Raw genomic sequence first — 14728 nt, forward strand, 5'->3', positions numbered from 1 at the left:
GTCCCGTCACGCGCCCTATTTCCGGATCAGCTTGAACGCCGAGCCGCCCTTTCCGCTCCGGAAGTAGTTCACGATCCAGACCATCGCGAGCGGCTCGAGGTAGCGGGCGTTCTCGATGCCGCCGAGATCGACGGTGTCGGGCCATCCGAACGCTTCCAGCACCTGCCGCACCTCGTTCTTGGCGCCATCGTCGTTGCCGGCGATGAACATGGTGGGCGGTCCGCCGGGATAGCTCGGCCGGAACATGTCGGGATTGCCGACGATGTTGAACGCCTTGACCACGCGGGCCTGGGGCAGCCAGCGCTGGACGTTCTCTCCCGCGGAGTCGCCGCCCGCGACGGCGAGCACGGGGGGGCGGCCGGGGACGCTGAAGTCGAGCGGGTTGGTCGTGTCGATCACGACCTTGCCCACGAGGTTCTCGGGCTTGGCCAGCTTGATCGCGTTCTCGGTGCCGCTCCACGCGGTCGCGAGCACCGCGAGCTGCGCGTGCGCGGCCGCCTCGGCGAAGGTTCCCGACGAGGTCTTGCCCCCCGCACCCTTTCGCCACTCCTTCACGTCGTCTCGATCCGGCTCGCGGCTCCCCATCTTCACGTCGTGGCCGAGCGCCGCGAAGCCGGCGCCGATCGCCTTCCCCACGCTTCCCGATCCCAGGATTCCGATCTTCATCGAATCGCCTTTCGTTGAGCGCGGGGTTCGCGGCCCGCGCGGTTCCGGCGCTTCGGAGCGCCAACTGTCGACCGACGCTTTCCTTAGACGGGGAGGGTACGTGGGCCGATTCGGGGGCTGCTATTCTTTTTCCATGAGATCCGGTGCTCTCTCATGGGGCTGGCCGTCGCGGCTGGCCCTCGCCTTGCTCGCAATAGTCGCCGGGTCGACGGCGGCGGCGGGGGACTGGAACCGCGCGACGCTCCCCGCCTCCATCCGCGATCGCGTCCACTTCGCCGCGCGCGACGTCCCGGTGTTTCCCATGGACGATGCGCGGCTCCTGGATGCGAAGCGGTGGCCGAAAGCCATGACGATCGGCGGGGTGCCTTGCGCGCTCCGCATTCACGCGTGGGACGACGACGACGCGATCGCGGTCGCGTCGCTCGAGGACGTCGAGGAGCACAGCCGGGTGATGCTGTTCTACGACACGACACGATCGCGGTGGGACGCCGCCAACGCCGGCTGGGGTCCGCGCTATCTCTGGAACGAGAAGGGGAAGCTGATCCAGCGGATCTGGTACGAGCCGGACAGCACCCGCCTCGTGACGCACGACTACACCTACTACAAGAATGGGAAGCTGCTGGGCTATTCCCGGCGTGAGGAAAAGCGCCGGTCCGCGCGGATCAGCGGGAGCCCCTATCAGTTCCTGTCCGAGTTCTTCTCCAAGGACGGCCGGCTGATCGCGGTCGCCTACGAGGACATGACCGCCCGTTCCCGCGATTCGGCGTACGCCTGGATGGGAACGGTCGTCCCCTACGACGAGTTCCGCATGAAGACCCACGTTCTCTACTCGAGCGCGCATCCCGGGAGTCGCTGACCGCGCGTCGGCGCCGCCGTTCGGACTCCGGACGGCCGCGCCGGGCGCCGCTCCCCGCGCGAGGAGCCCTACATGGTTTCGCTACGGAACGTTTCCATCCCTGCCCTCTTCGTCCTGCTCATCCTGGCCACGGCCAACTATGCGCCGGCCCCGCCCGGCGTGACCGAGCGGGTGCAGGTGCGCCTGCCCGGGCTGGAGCAGGGCTCGCTCACGCTGCGCGGGGAGCGGCTCTGGCAGCCGAAGGCGCTGGGGCGCTTCTATCGGGCGCGCCAGGCCCGTCCCGCCTGGAGCGGCCGCGACGCCGAGGACATCGTGCAGGCGATCCGCGGCGTGACGGCCGACGGTCTCAATCCCGCCGACTACCACCTGAAGGCGATCGAGCAGATGGTGTCCGAGCGGGACAACGGCTCGAGCCCCGAGCTGGAAGGGGACCTGGACATCCTGCTCTCCGACGCGGTGGCGGCGATGGCGGACCACGTGCGCTATGGGCGCGTGCGGCCCGTGACGCTGAATGCCGCCTGGAATGTGGATCCGCGCGAGGGAGCGCCCCCGGTGGAGCAGCAGCTGGCCGAGATCCGGTCGGCGCCCGACCTGTCGCGGGCGATCGAGGCGCGTCGGCCCAACCACTTCATCTACAAGGGACTCGTGCGCGAGCTGGCGTCGCTGCGCGACATTGCCGACCAGGGCGGCTGGCCGCGCGTCGCCTCGGGGCGCCCCATCGCGCCCGGCGCCCGCGACGAGCGGGTCGCCGCCGTGCGGCGCCGGCTGGAGGCGAGCGGGGAATTCCGCGGAGGCGCGGGCGCCGACCCGGCGCACTACGACGCCGCGCTCGCCAAAGCGGTACGCCGCTTCCAGGATCTGCATCGGATCCCCGCGGACGGCGTGATTGGTCCCACGACGGTCGCCGCGATGAACGTGCCGGTGCAGGAGCGGATCAACCAGGTCCGCGCGAATCTCGAGCGGGCCCGCTGGGTGCTGAACGGCCTCCGCGACGACTTCCTGCTCGTGAACATCCCGGCCTTCAAGGCCTACCTGATCCGCGACCAGCGCCGGATCTGGGAGGCGCGGACGCAGGTCGGCGACGAGTACATGAAGACGCCGACCTTCCGCTCGACGATGCAGACCGTGGTCTTCAATCCCGACTGGACGCTGCCTCCCACGATCGCGAAATACGAGGTGCTGGACGCCATGCGGAACGGCGACAACGTGCTCATGAAGTGGGGGCTCAGGATCTACGACCGGCGCGGACGCGAGGTCCACCCCGCCTCGGTCGACTGGAACGCGTCGCCCGACCGCTTCCCCTACACGCTGCGGCAGCTTCCGGGCTCGCGCAATCCGCTCGGCCGCGTCAAGTTCCTCTTCCCGAACAAGTACTCCATCTACCTCCACGACACGCCGAACCAGCGCCTCTTCGCGGCGCGCGACCGGACCTTCAGCCACGGGTGCATCCGCGTGGAGAACGCGATGGAGCTGGCGGATCTCCTGCTTCGCGACCAGATCGGAGCCGGCGGCGTCCGGAACGCCGTGGCGGAGGGTGCGACGCGGAACGTGGCGCTGGAGCACCCGATCCCGGTGCTGATCGTCTACTGGACAGTCAGCGTCGGGGCAAAGGGCGACGTGCACTACGCGAACGATATCTATGGATACGACGCGCCGCTGGCCGCGGCGCTGAACGCGGGGCGGAGGGGATAGCGGCTCAAGTTTGGGGCGATCCGGCCGATTTTCCTGGGGACCCGTTGCGCCGGGCCGAAATGGGCCCGCGCCGTCCTCCGGAGGCCGCCCATGTCCCGAGTTCCGCTGAAGCAGCTCATCGGCATTCCGATGAACGTCGTGCTGTTCCTCTTCCTCATGGTGATGGCGTGGGGAAGCTGGGACGGCTTCTTCGCCCACCCCGTCCGGGTGGGCGTCGTCGCGATCCACCTGCTCATGATGCCGGTGATGACGCTGTGCACCGCCGGGCGGAGCCGCGGCGTGAAGCACGCTCCCGACTGGCGCCCCTTCTTCCCGCTCTTGATGGCGCACTCGCTGACCACCGCGTGGGTCATGCCGTACATGGACGCGCGGGAGATCTGGGTCCTGCCGGGCGGCGACGCCCTCCGCTGGACGGGGCTGGCCGTGCTCGCCGCCGGCGCCCTGCTTCGCGTCTGGCCGATGATGGCGCTGGGGGGGCGCTTCGCGTCGGTGGCGGCCATCCAGAAGGGGCATTCGCTCCAGACCTCCGGCGTGTACGGCTTCGTGCGGCACCCCTCGTACGTGGGAATCCTCCTCATGGACATTGGATTCGCCGGCGTCTTCCGCAGCTCGATCGCGGTGGCGCTCCTGCCGATCGTCTTCTGGATGTTCAAGCGCCGGATGGACGTCGAGGAGCAGCTCCTGGTCGAGGAGTTCGGCGAGACGTATCGCGGCTACATGGGACGGACGTCGCGGCTGGTGCCCGGGGTCTATTGAGAAGTTCCAAAACGTTTGTTCCTTGGCCGGAGCAATTCCTCCACAATGGTGCGGGGGCTGGACCGTGGGTCCATGCCCCCTTTTGTTCGCCGCTCACGCGCGGCGCGCCGGACGCAGAGCCGGCCCGCCCTGGAGGACCTACATGAAGACCCGAATGATGCCCCTGCTCTTCCTCGCAGCGCTCCTGATCCTGAGCCTCGCCCCGACGTTCGGCCATGCGGCCGAGCCGGACCACATCGTCTCCGGCCCCGAGATCCAGGCCCGGATCGATCAGAAGATCCAGTCCGAAGCGGACGACCGCCAGGCGATCCGCGACCTGCTCTCACGGCCGGACGTTCGCCGCGTCGCGGGGCAGGCGGGGCTCGATCTCCGGCGCGCGGACGCCGCCATCGGCACCCTCTCCGGTCCCGAGCTGACCCGTCTCGCGGCCCAGGCGCGTGACGCCGACTCCCAGCTCGCGGGCGGCAAGACGATCACCATGACATGGACCATGGTGATCATCGTCGTGGTCGCGCTCGTCGTGCTGATCGCGATCCTCTGACCCAAGCCGTGATGACGATGCTGCGGTTGGCGGCGGCCGGCGCGATTGTCGCGTCGGCCGCCCTTCACGGCATTCCGGCGTCCGCGGCGAGCCCCGCCGCCCCGACGGCGCTTGCCGCCACACAACCCGCGCCCGGCGCCGAAGCCGCTCCCGTAGTCCGCCTCCTGGACGTTCCCTACGTCCCCCAGAGCGAGCGGCTCTGCGGCGGGGCGGCGCTGGCCATGGTGCTCCGCTACTGGGGGGATCCCCGCGCGCGCGCCGAGGATTTCGCGTCGCTCGTGCTCCCGGGGGAGAACGGGATCCGGGGCGATTCGCTCGTGGCGGCCGCGCGGGCCCGCGGCTGCCCGGTCTTTCCGATGCAGGCGACCGCGGCCGACCTGCGGGACCATCTCGCGCGCGGACGGCCGGTGATCGCGCTTCTGGATACCGGCACTCCGGTGCGCCACTACGTCGTGCTCCTCGCGGCCACCCCGACCGGCGTGATCCTCCACGATCCCGCCGTGGGCCCCTTCCAGACCCGATCCGCGCAGGACTTCGACAAGGCCTGGAACGCGGCGGGCCGCTGGGCCCTGCTCGTGCTTCCGCCGCAGGGGAGGGAGGGTCTCGCGGATCCCTCGCGCGTCGCGCTGGAGCAGTCGCGAACCGGGACGCCGGCTCCGCCTCCGCCCGACACCACGGCGTTCGACACGCCGGTGATCCCGGAGGTCGCGACCAGCGGCCCGACGATCTCGGGCTGCGACGGCATGGTGAGCGAGGGGGTCCAGAAGGCGAGGACCGGCGCCGACGCGGAGGCCGCCGGGCTCCTCAACGCCGCCGCCACGATCTGTCCGACGTCGGCCGCTCCGGTGCGCGAGCTTGCGGGACTCCGCTTCCGCGAGAAGCGCTACGCCGACGCGGGCTCGCTCGCCCGGCGGGCGATCGAGCTGGAGCCGAACGACGCCTATACGTGGCGCCTCCTTGCCGGGAGCCGATACATGGACGGCGACGTGCAGGAGGCGCTCGAAGCCTGGAACCACGTCTCCGAGCCGCGCAGCGACCTCATCAAGGTCGAGGGACTCCGGCGCACGCGCTACGAGGCCGTGTCCGACCAGGTGGATCTCCCGCCCGGGTACCTCATCACGTGGGACGAGTACCGCCGCGCGCAGCGCCGCCTGGACGAAGTCCCCGCGGCCTCCCGCGCGCGCATGGAAGTGCGCCCCTCGGCCGACGGCGCCGCTCAGGTGCGCATCGCGGTCTCGGAGCGCCCGCTCCTGTTCGACGGCCCGCTCGACCTCGGCATCGCGGCGGGCCGCGCCGTCGCGAGCAACGAGGTGGCCCTGCGCCTCTCCAGCCCCCTTCGCCTGGGCGAGCTGTGGACGGCGCGCTATCGCTTCCAGCAGAACCGCCCGCGGGGGATGCTGACGATGGACGCGCCCGCGCTGGGGGGACGCCCGGGGCTCTTCCGCCTGGAGGGCATGGGGGAACGCCAGACCTATGCCCTCCAGCCCTCGGTGGAGGGCGTGCGCGTGCGGGAGGATCGGCGGCGCGTCGTGGTGAGCTACGGCGATTGGATCTCGCCCGACTGGCGGATGGAGTTCGGAGGAGGCCTGGAGCGCTTCGTGGTCGTGGAAGCCGGAGGGCACAACTGGGCCACGGTCCAGGGCGCGCTCGAGGCGCACAGCGTCGGCGACCACTTCGCGTTCACGCTGTCCGGCGCCGGATGGGCCACCGGCGGCGAGCGGGCGTTCCGCGCCGGGGATCTCCTCGCCCGCTACGGCTCGGACGATTTCAATCACGGGGACTGGCTGATGCGCGCCGGATTCTCGGCCGCCTCCTCGCGGGCGCCGCTCGCACTCTGGCCCGGCGCGAGCAACGGTTCGGGGCGCGACCCGCTCCTCCGCGCGCACCCGCTGCTCGAGGAGGGCATCGTGAATGGGTTGATCTTCGGAAGGCGGCTCGCCTACGGGAACTTCGAGCGACGCGTCTTTCCGTGGGAAGTGAAGACCGTGCGGATCGGCCTCGCCGCCTTCCTCGACACAGGGAAAGCCTGGGAGCCGCTGGTCCCCCGGGACATCCCCTGGCAGTTCGACGTCGGCGGCGGGTTGCGGCTCGCCAGCCTCGGAGGCCGGGGCGAGCTGCGCATCGATTTCGGATACGGACTTCGCGATCAGGAGACGGCGATCTCGGCGGGGCTCTCGGCGCGCTGAACGCGCCTGGACGCCCGGACGCGCCGGAAGCCGGGAAGCACGCCATGACCCCCACGCTCTACACGATCGGCTACGAGAAACGGACGCAGGAGGAGTTCTTCGCGATCCTGCGCCGCGCCGGCATCGACGTCCTCATGGACGTGCGCGACGTGGCCTGGAGCCACAAGCCCGGGTTTTCCAAGGGGACGCTGTCGGAGACCACACGGACCGCCGGGCTCGAATACGTGCACGCGCAGTTTGCGGGGAATCCGAAGAAGCTGCGCGCGAAGGAGTCGGAAACCGAGGGGTTGATCCGCGCCTACGAGCAACACCTCGAGGCCCACCCCGAGATCCTCCAGGAGTTCTCGACGCTGATCGGCGACTACGCCCGGGCGGAGAAGCGCGTCTGCATCATGTGCTTCGAGCGCAGCCCCGCCGATTGCCACCGCGGTGTGCTCGCCGCGCGGTGGAAGCGCAAGAAGCGGGGGAGGGTGGAGCACTTGGGGACGGAGTAGCCGCCCGCCGGGCGCGCTCCGGGCGGCCCGCGGGATCGCGCCCCGCCCTCCGAAGCGTCCCGCAACGAGCTAGATCACCGCTCCGTTCCACTCCCAGTTCTCCCGGAAATAGGCCAGCTCGAAGCCCATCCTCCGGGCGTTGCGGAACGACTGGGCGCGGCCCTGTCCCTTCTCGGCCGAGGTCTCCATCGTCATCACCTTGCAGCCGGCCGCCTCGGCGTCCTGGATCCGGCGCGCGATCAGGGCGCTGTGGATGCCGCGCCCCTGCGCCTCGGGGAGCACGACCCCGATTTCGAACGACGCCCACTCGCCGTTCACGAACAGCGCGGCCGCCCCGACCGGCTTGTCCCCCTCGTAGGCGAGATAGGTGCGCCACCGGCCCAGGTCCACGAGCTCGGAGAACCACTCGGCGGTCTCGGGCGGATACTCGAACGCGGTCTGCACGATGCCGCCCCACACCTTGGCCAGATGGCCGTCGGAGGCGGGGATCTGCACGATGCGCGGGGCGAACTCGATCTCGCGCGCGGGGCCCAGGCCGCGGCGGAGTTTGGCCCAGGGCTCGATCATCTCGAAGCCGCGATCCTTGAGCCATCCCGTGATGGTCTTGGGCTCGGCGACGGGGCTCACCTGCATGAAGAAGCGGGGCACGCCCGAGGCGATGTAGGTCTGGATGATCCGGTCCACGATGGCGGGGCTCACCGGCTCCTCGTTCCCCAGGCCCAGCACCCGGTTGAAGAGGAGATGGTCCAGCTTGGAGGAGATGGCGAGCTGCGCGCCGTACAGGTTCTCGAAGCGGAGGCCCAGCTGGTCGATCAGGGCCGGCCCCGGCGCCATGAACCAGGTGCGCCAGCAGGTCATCTCGTACCGCTCGAGGAGGCGGATCTGATCGGGCGGAATCAAAGGCTCGAACATGGTCAGGCGGCTCCTTGGATCCAGCGAATCGTGAAGACGAGCCCCGTGAGGAGCAGCAGGGCGAAAACGACCCGGCGGAAGGGTTCCTGGGCGATCCTGGCGACGAGACGCCGCCCGACGAACGCGCCCAGCCACGCGATTCCGACGAGCAGGGGATAGTACGTCCAGGGCACGCTCCGCGAGAAGCCCTGACCGAAGTAGACGGGGAGCCGCGTCAGGTCCACCGCGAAGGCGATCGCGGCCGCGTTGGCCAGGTACTCGTCGCGCGGCATCCGGAAGGCGCTCAGGAACGCGCCGCGGAGCGCGCCCCCGGTGCCGATCAGCCCCGCCAGGAAGCCGGAGACCGCCCCTCCGGCGGCCATGGCGCCGAGTGTGGGGCGGAGCCGCAGGCTCTGCTTTAGCGAGATCGCGGCATAGGCCATCAGGAAGAGCCCGAGCAGCCCTTTCAAGGTCGGCTCCGGCGTGGAGCGCACGAGGAGGGCACCCAGGAGCGTGAGCGCGAGGCTGGGGATTCCGAACCCCAGCAGCACGCGCCGCACGAGGCCGTGGCGGAAGAAGACCACGCGGCTGCCGCTGCCGGCCACGTGAAACACCCCGACCAGGAGGAGCGCGGTCGGGAACGTGAAGAGGAGCGTCGCCACCGGCATGAGAAGCGTCGACGAGCCGAAGCCGGCCATCGTGGCGATGACCTCGGCGACGAATCCCGCGGCGAAGAAATAGGCCGGAGCGTGCACGCGGCGCGAAGCGTACACCGCCTCGCGCCGCGCGGCATCATCAAGGATTCGCTACGGATTGATTCGGGTCCCGATCACCGAGAACTGCCCGATCGCGTTCGTGTTGCTCGTCGGCGGCGCCGGTGCGATCAGGCTGTCCAATCGCGCCCCCGCGAACGTCGCCAGCCCGGTCGGCGTCAGGGACGGGCTGCCGGTGGTCCACCCCACCGAGCCCGATCCCGCGTTGTAGACCACGATCCAGTAGGTCGAGTCCGCCTGGAGCGTGTACAGGACGGGGGTCGTGAACGTGCTCACCGTCGGCGTGTTGTTCTCCGGGAGCAGCAGAGGCTTGTTGAAGGTGAGGATCGGCGAGCTGGGATTGCCGCCGCTGTTCCGGAAGAGACGGACGACGATGCTGTCCGACTCGCCGGCGCCGACGCGCAGCTTGAGCCGCGCCGCCGTCAACGCGTAGGAGGTGTCCGGCATCGTGAAGCCGACCGCCGCGACGCGTCCGCTGTCGAGGCTGATCTCGGCGTTCTCCGCGCCGGAGAGGTTGCTGATGAGGGTGGTGGTGACGATCGGCTTGAAGTCGTGGTGGTCGTCGTCGCTGCAGCCGGCGAAGATGACGAGGGCCGGCACGAGCGCGAGGAGCAAGGCTCGTCGAAACATGGGGGTCCTTCCTGGACACGGACTGTATCCAAAGGGCCGCTCAGATCCGGCCCCTGATGTTTGGGTCCCCCTTTGCTCGACCCTACGTAATCATCCCTGCTTCCGGAGACACCCTCAACCCCGAATTCGTTGGATCGGCGCGCCAAACTCAGCTCTCGGCCCGGTAGCTGAGCGCGGCCCAGTAGACCCAGAGCGCCACGCACAACCCCAGTCCGGCGACGGCCTTCCAGAACGAGAGCAGGGTCGCCGCGACGTACACGGCGAGCCCGAAGCGATAGGCGCCCCAGATCCGCGCGACGGCGGCCGGCGTCACGTGCGCCTGCAGCAGGCGCCGGCGGTTCGCGGTGTACCACCAAAGCTGGAACGTGAGGGAGACCGCCACGAACGTCCCGCAGTAGAACGCGGCGGCGACCCGCTCGCCCGCGTGGCCGAGGTACTCGGCGAGCACGGCGGTGGGGAAGGGGACGAACGTCACCATGAGGAGCATCGCCCCGTTCGCGTACAGGAAGGGCGCGTCCACCCGCCGCACCATGCGGAAGAGGCCGTGATGGTTGATCCACATGATGAGGATCGCCGCGAAAGAGCCGAGGAAGGCGACCAGCGAGGGCCAGAGGGTCTGGAGCGCCGCCCAGAGCTCCGGGCCGGAGGCCGCCGGTCCCAGGCGCGGCACCTTGAACTCCAGCACCAGGAGCGTGATCGCGATCGCGAAGACGCCGTCGCTGAAGGCCTCGACGCGGTAGGTGTCGCGCTCGCCGGCGGATTCGGTCATGTGCGGAGGGTCGGTTCGCGGCGGGCGCCGGCCGGCCCCTAGCCTTCCGAGCGGCGGAGCGCCGCGGCCCCGAGCGCGAACGCGATCATGCCCGCCACGACGAGGATGCCGAGCGGCCTCGCCATCTCCGCCCAGCCGAAGCCGCGCCAGACCGCGCCCTCGACGCCCAGGATCGCCCACTTCACGAGGCTGAAGTTGCTGAGGGCCTGCAGCCAGGGGGGCATCGCGAAGAGAGGGATCATGCCGCCGCCCGTCATGGAGAGGACCAGCATGACGGCCCACCCCGCGCCCGAGACGCTCTGCGGCGAGCGGCCGATCGCTGCGATCAGCATCATGAGCCCCGTGAAGCAGAAGGCCGCCGCGCCGACGGCGGCCGCGAGCATGAGCGGGTCGCTCACCCGGATGTGGAAGAAGAATCTTCCGATCGCGAAGAGGAAGCCGGTCGAGATGAGGCAGCCGATGAAGCAGGCGAGCGCTTTTCCCGCCAGCACCTGCGCCCGGCTCACCGGGGCGAGGCGGAGACGCAGGAACGTTCCGGTGAGCCGCTCGTAGACGATCGAGATCGCGAAGGCCATGCAGGTCCCGATCAGCGCCCAGGCGAGCCCCGAGGGGAAGGTCACCTCGTACGCGGTGCGCGGACCGTTGTCCTGCTCGGTCACCTCGACCATGTGGATGCGCGGGCCGCCCATGGCCTTGCTCGTGGAGTCGCTGCCCGCGGCGATCCCGGCTGCCGGTCCCGCGCTGTCGGCGGCGGCCTGCTCGGGGGCTTCGACCGAGTCGAGCACCGTCATGAACGACTCGAGCGAGCGGAGCACGCGCTCGCCCCGGAGCCGGCGGTCGGTCGAGGCGGTCGTGTCGGCCTGCAGCTTCTCGAGCTGCCGCGCGATCAGCTCCCGGCCCGCTCCGCCGGTCCCGAACGACTGGCGCATCCCCATGAAGACCGCCTGCGTCACGAGGCCGCGGAGCATGTCTGCGGTCGGGCGCTGGCGCGGATCGATGCCGATCTCGATCCCGGAGGTGCTGTCCCCTCCGAAGCCGAAGTTCTCGCTCATGCCGGGACGGAGCGCGATGTAGGCGGTGAGGTCGCCGTGGCGCACGGCGGTGATCGCGGAGTCGAGCGGGGTCTCGCGCACCCGGAGCGCCTCCGATTCGCGGAGGCGCTGCACCAGCGCGCGGGAGTAGTCGGTGCGGTCCAGGTCCACCACGGCGACGGGCAGGCTGGGCCGCCCGCCGCTGCCGGAGAAGACGGCCCCGAAGAGCAGGGCCACGAGAACCGGAAAGCCCAGCACCCAGAAGAACGAAGCCCGGTTCCGGATCAGGAGCTTCAGATCTTTACGGGCGATCGTGAGGAGAGCCTTCACCGGCGGCTCACCCCTATGACCCGATCACGTCCACCACCCCACGCACCACACCCGGTGACCCTCAATCCCTCAACGATCGCCCTGTCAACTGCAGGAACACATGCTCCAGATTGGCGCGGCGGATCGACACGTTGGCCGGGTGCCCCGCCGCGCTCGCGCGCTGGAGCACCTGCACCGGCTCTTCCGTCTGCACCCGCCAGGTCCCCTTGTCCCACGAGCCGCCCAGCCCCTCCAGCGACCGCGGCCGGTCGGCGAACTCGATCTCCACGGTGGAGAGGCGCCCGTGCTGGCGCAGCAGCGCGTTCACGGTGTCGAGCGCCAGGATCTTGCCATGGTCCATGATCGCGACGCGGTCGCAGAGCCGCTCGGCCTCTTCCATGTAATGGGTGGTGTAGAGGATGGTGCGTCCCTGGAGCTTCAATTCGTCGATGTTCTCGAAAATGAGGTTCCGCGACTGCGGGTCCACCCCCACGGTCGGCTCGTCCATGACGACGACGGGGGGATCGTGGAGCAGGCCGCAGACGAGGTTCAGGCGGCGCTGCATGCCGCCGCTGTAGCGATGGACACGGTCTTTCCGACGGTCGGCGAGACCGGAGAAGGCGAGCGCCCACTCCACGCGCTCGTGGAGCCGCGCGCCCGAGAGACCGTAGAGCCTTCCGAAGAAGGCGAGGTTCTCCTCGCCGGTGAGGTCGCCATAGAGGGCCAGCGCCTGCGGCGCGACGCCGATGCGGCGCCGCACGGAGGAGCGGGTGGGGTCCTCCTGGCCGTCGACCCGCACCGAGCCGCCGTCGGGGCGCAGGGTTCCCGCGATCATCCCGATGGTGGTGGTCTTGCCGGCGCCGTTGGGGCCGAGGAGGCCGAAGGTTTCGCCCTGGCGGACGTCGAACGAGACGCCATCGACGGCGAGCAGGTCGCCGTACGATTTCCGCAGATCTTCCACGCGGATGGCGCTCACGAAATCCCCCCGGCAAGGTCATGGCGCGCGATATCCCCGGAGGGCAGCCGAGCGGCCGCGATCACCGCGGGGACGTTGTTGCCCGCGAAGTATTGCGCGTTCGCGCGCGCGGCGCAAAAAAAATCCGCGCGGCCGGGAGGCGCGGAGAAAATATTCGTTGCATCGCGAAATGTCCGCGCGGCGATGCGCCGTTTTCGTCATGGTTCGCCGCGGCGATTCGCGCGGGCCAGAACGAGCTCAGCCCGCGGCGGTCACTCCGAGATAGTTGTCGCGGTAGTAGGCGATGCGGAAGCCCAGGCGCGTCACGTTGTGGAAGGACGGCGCGGGCTGGCCGGGCTTGTCCTCGGCGGTCTCCACGGAGAGGCAGCGGCAGCCGAGCGCCCGGGCGTCGTCGATCCGGCGCGCGATCAAGGCGCTCTGGACGCCGCGTCCTCGCGCCTGCGGCAGCGTGGCCGCGAATCCGAGCGACGCCCACTCGCCGCGCACGTAGAGCGACGCCGTGCCCACGGGGGACGCGCCGTCGAACGCCAAGTAGTGCCGCCAGTCCTTGCGCCCCACCAGTGCCGCGGCCCACGGCTGAAGACCGGGGTCGAGGCCGAACCCCTCGCGCAGCACGCGGCCGAAGGCGGCCGCATGCTCGGGGCCGATCTCCTCGATCCGGGCGTCGGTGCGGATCGGGGGCACGGGATCCACGCCCCGCTCCAGCTTGGCCCAGCGGTTATACCGGACCAGCCCGCGCGCGAGCAGCCACTCCCGCGCCTCGGCGGGTTCGGCGGCGGGCGAGAACGGGACGAAGAAGCGGGGCGACCCGGCCGCCCGGTAGCGGGCGACGATGCCGTCCAGCTGCGCCTCGGTGACCGGCTTCTCGATCCCGAGACCCATCACGCGATTGAACATCAGAACGTCGAGCCGGGGCTTGAGGAGCAGGAGCGCGCCCTCGGCGACCTCAGCGGTCGTGCCGTAGCGCTCCCGGATCTCCGCGGGCGCCGCCTCGTACCAGTCGCGCCAGTAGTCGGTCTCCATCCGCTCGTGCCGGCGCACCTGATCGAGCGAGACTTGAAGCGGCTCCATCATTCAGAGAGTATGGTCGGCATGTCACGCCTCGCCAAGACCCGCCTCTCGCCCGCCCCACTCCCTAGCTCCCTCGCGAGATGCCTCGTGGCGCTGTGCGCCCTGCTGGCCCTGATCGCGGTGCCGCGCCCCGCGCGCGCCGACCACCCCGCGGTCGGGTTCGGGTCGGGCATCGCGGGGCCGATCATCACGATCCCGGCCTACACGCTGCCCGCGGGGAAGTGGGCGGCCAGCGCGAGGGTCGAGCACATCTCGTTCCGCACCTTTTCCGATTCGGAGCTGGTGCGACTGGCCCAGAACGGGATCGAGGCCCACAGCACTCGGAACGTGACCAGCCCGTCGCTGTCGGTGGCCTACGGCGTGAGCCGGACCTTCACGGCGGCCGCGCGGCTCCCCTACGTCGTGCGTCAGGACATCCGCGAGGGGCACCTCGAAGGGACCACCGCGGTGGCGCACCATCACGGCGACTCGCGAGGGTTCGGCGACATCACGCTGACGGGGCAGTTCCTGGTCTGGGACCGTGAGCGCGCCAAGGTCGCGGCCCTCACCGGCGTCAAGGCCCCCACGGGCCGGACGCATGTGGCGGATGTCGAGGGGGAGCGCCTCGAGACCGAGCACCAGCCCGGGTCGGGATCGTTCGATTTCCTGGAGGGAATCTCGGGATCGGCGCGGGTCCCGTTCGGATCGTTGGACGCGAACCTGCTGCTGGTCCTCGCGACCCACGGCGCGCAGGAGTCCACCCTCGGCAACCTGCTGCACTACAACGTGGCGGTCTCGACCAAGGTCTCGGGGGCGCACGAGCATCATCACGCGCCCGGTACTCCGCCGCATCGCGATCCGACCGTCGTGGGAGCCGACCTCATCCTCGAGCTGAACGGGGAATCGAGGGCGAAGGAGCGGGTCGGCGGGATCACCGACCCCAACAGCGGCGGCAACCTCGTCTATCTCTCGCCCGGAGTGCGCTTCGGCACGGGGTCGTGGAGCGCGAGCCTCTCGGCGGGATTCCCGGTCGTCCAGAGCGTGAACGGCACCCAGCACGAGACCGACTGGCGGCTGCTGGGCGGCCTCGGGATGTCGTTCTAGGCCG

At 70.1% G+C, this 14728-nt stretch carries 15 protein-coding genes; 7 read left to right on the top strand and 8 right to left on the bottom strand.

The window, feature by feature from the left end:
- Window positions 1-15: 15 nt before the first annotated feature.
- Window positions 16-666: an NAD(P)-binding domain-containing protein gene (locus VE326_14020; protein HYJ34323.1), complete on the bottom strand. Its 651-nt coding sequence runs from the start codon at window positions 664-666 to the stop codon at window positions 16-18.
- A gap of 133 nt (window positions 667-799) precedes the next feature.
- Between VE326_14020 and VE326_14025 the strand changes: the two genes are divergently transcribed.
- The 6 genes from VE326_14025 (at window position 800) to VE326_14050 (ending at window position 7191) form a co-directional block, all read left to right on the top strand.
- Window positions 800-1522: a hypothetical protein gene (locus tag VE326_14025; GenBank protein ID HYJ34324.1), complete on the top strand. Its 723-nt coding sequence runs from the start codon at window positions 800-802 to the stop codon at window positions 1520-1522.
- A 72-nt stretch (window positions 1523-1594) separates the two neighbouring features.
- The gene (locus VE326_14030) at window positions 1595-3214 is read left to right on the top strand and encodes a L,D-transpeptidase family protein (GenBank protein HYJ34325.1); all 1620 of its coding nucleotides are present in this window, start codon (window positions 1595-1597) and stop codon (window positions 3212-3214) included.
- A gap of 90 nt (window positions 3215-3304) precedes the next feature.
- A complete protein-coding gene (locus VE326_14035; protein HYJ34326.1) occupies window positions 3305-3970 on the top strand; it encodes an isoprenylcysteine carboxylmethyltransferase family protein in 666 nt (221 codons plus the stop codon).
- Window positions 3971-4112: 142 nt separating this feature from the next.
- Window positions 4113-4511 (top strand): PA2779 family protein, encoded by a 399-nt coding sequence (locus tag VE326_14040; protein HYJ34327.1) that lies wholly within the window; start codon window positions 4113-4115, stop codon window positions 4509-4511.
- Between the two features lie 11 nt (window positions 4512-4522).
- Complete coding sequence (locus VE326_14045) at window positions 4523-6697, top strand: C39 family peptidase (GenBank protein ID HYJ34328.1); 2175 nt, start codon at window positions 4523-4525, stop codon at window positions 6695-6697.
- 44 nt (window positions 6698-6741) lie between these two features.
- The gene (locus tag VE326_14050; protein ID HYJ34329.1) at window positions 6742-7191 is read left to right on the top strand and encodes a DUF488 domain-containing protein; all 450 of its coding nucleotides are present in this window, start codon (window positions 6742-6744) and stop codon (window positions 7189-7191) included.
- Between the two features lie 69 nt (window positions 7192-7260).
- On the opposite strand, the gene VE326_14055 is transcribed toward VE326_14050, so the two are convergent.
- The 7 genes from VE326_14055 to VE326_14085 form a co-directional block, all read right to left on the bottom strand.
- Complete coding sequence (locus VE326_14055; GenBank protein ID HYJ34330.1) at window positions 7261-8103, bottom strand: GNAT family N-acetyltransferase; 843 nt, start codon at window positions 8101-8103, stop codon at window positions 7261-7263.
- 2 nt (window positions 8104-8105) lie between these two features.
- Window positions 8106-8837 carry a sulfite exporter TauE/SafE family protein gene (locus VE326_14060; protein ID HYJ34331.1) on the bottom strand — a complete coding sequence of 244 codons (732 nt, stop codon included), beginning with the start codon at window positions 8835-8837 and terminating at the stop codon, window positions 8106-8108.
- Window positions 8838-8888: 51 nt separating this feature from the next.
- The gene (locus VE326_14065) at window positions 8889-9485 is read right to left on the bottom strand and encodes a choice-of-anchor R domain-containing protein (protein HYJ34332.1); all 597 of its coding nucleotides are present in this window, start codon (window positions 9483-9485) and stop codon (window positions 8889-8891) included.
- A gap of 148 nt (window positions 9486-9633) precedes the next feature.
- Window positions 9634-10254: a TMEM175 family protein gene (locus VE326_14070; GenBank protein ID HYJ34333.1), complete on the bottom strand. Its 621-nt coding sequence runs from the start codon at window positions 10252-10254 to the stop codon at window positions 9634-9636.
- 38 nt (window positions 10255-10292) lie between these two features.
- Window positions 10293-11615 carry an ABC transporter permease gene (locus tag VE326_14075; GenBank protein HYJ34334.1) on the bottom strand — a complete coding sequence of 441 codons (1323 nt, stop codon included), beginning with the start codon at window positions 11613-11615 and terminating at the stop codon, window positions 10293-10295.
- 61 nt (window positions 11616-11676) lie between these two features.
- On the bottom strand, window positions 11677-12570 hold the full coding sequence (locus VE326_14080) for an ABC transporter ATP-binding protein (protein HYJ34335.1): 894 nt from the start codon (window positions 12568-12570) through the stop codon (window positions 11677-11679).
- Window positions 12571-12807: 237 nt separating this feature from the next.
- Window positions 12808-13644: a GNAT family N-acetyltransferase gene (locus VE326_14085; GenBank protein HYJ34336.1), complete on the bottom strand. Its 837-nt coding sequence runs from the start codon at window positions 13642-13644 to the stop codon at window positions 12808-12810.
- 84 nt (window positions 13645-13728) lie between these two features.
- Between VE326_14085 and VE326_14090 the strand changes: the two genes are divergently transcribed.
- Window positions 13729-14724, top strand: a complete 996-nt coding sequence (locus VE326_14090) for a transporter (protein ID HYJ34337.1) — start codon at window positions 13729-13731, stop codon at window positions 14722-14724.
- Window positions 14725-14728 lie beyond the last annotated feature (4 nt).

Source organism: Candidatus Binatia bacterium, assembly GCA_035631035.1.
Taxonomy (GTDB): domain Bacteria; phylum Eisenbacteria; class RBG-16-71-46; order SZUA-252; family SZUA-252; genus DASQJL01.

What these genes read in the sequence shown, in the direction of transcription:
- VE326_14020 (HYJ34323.1), bottom strand. Translation starts at nt 666, where the DNA reads ATGAAGATCGGAATCCTGGGATCGGGAAGCGTGGGGAAGGCGATCGGC.
- VE326_14025 (HYJ34324.1), top strand. Translation starts at nt 800, where the DNA reads ATGAGATCCGGTGCTCTCTCATGGGGCTGGCCGTCGCGGCTGGCCCTC.
- VE326_14030 (HYJ34325.1), top strand. Translation starts at nt 1,595, where the DNA reads ATGGTTTCGCTACGGAACGTTTCCATCCCTGCCCTCTTCGTCCTGCTC.
- VE326_14035 (HYJ34326.1), top strand. Translation starts at nt 3,305, where the DNA reads ATGTCCCGAGTTCCGCTGAAGCAGCTCATCGGCATTCCGATGAACGTC.
- VE326_14040 (HYJ34327.1), top strand. Translation starts at nt 4,113, where the DNA reads ATGAAGACCCGAATGATGCCCCTGCTCTTCCTCGCAGCGCTCCTGATC.
- VE326_14045 (HYJ34328.1), top strand. Translation starts at nt 4,523, where the DNA reads ATGACGATGCTGCGGTTGGCGGCGGCCGGCGCGATTGTCGCGTCGGCC.
- VE326_14050 (HYJ34329.1), top strand. Translation starts at nt 6,742, where the DNA reads ATGACCCCCACGCTCTACACGATCGGCTACGAGAAACGGACGCAGGAG.
- VE326_14055 (HYJ34330.1), bottom strand. Translation starts at nt 8,103, where the DNA reads ATGTTCGAGCCTTTGATTCCGCCCGATCAGATCCGCCTCCTCGAGCGG.
- VE326_14065 (HYJ34332.1), bottom strand. Translation starts at nt 9,485, where the DNA reads ATGTTTCGACGAGCCTTGCTCCTCGCGCTCGTGCCGGCCCTCGTCATC.
- VE326_14070 (HYJ34333.1), bottom strand. Translation starts at nt 10,254, where the DNA reads ATGACCGAATCCGCCGGCGAGCGCGACACCTACCGCGTCGAGGCCTTC.
- VE326_14085 (HYJ34336.1), bottom strand. Translation starts at nt 13,644, where the DNA reads ATGATGGAGCCGCTTCAAGTCTCGCTCGATCAGGTGCGCCGGCACGAG.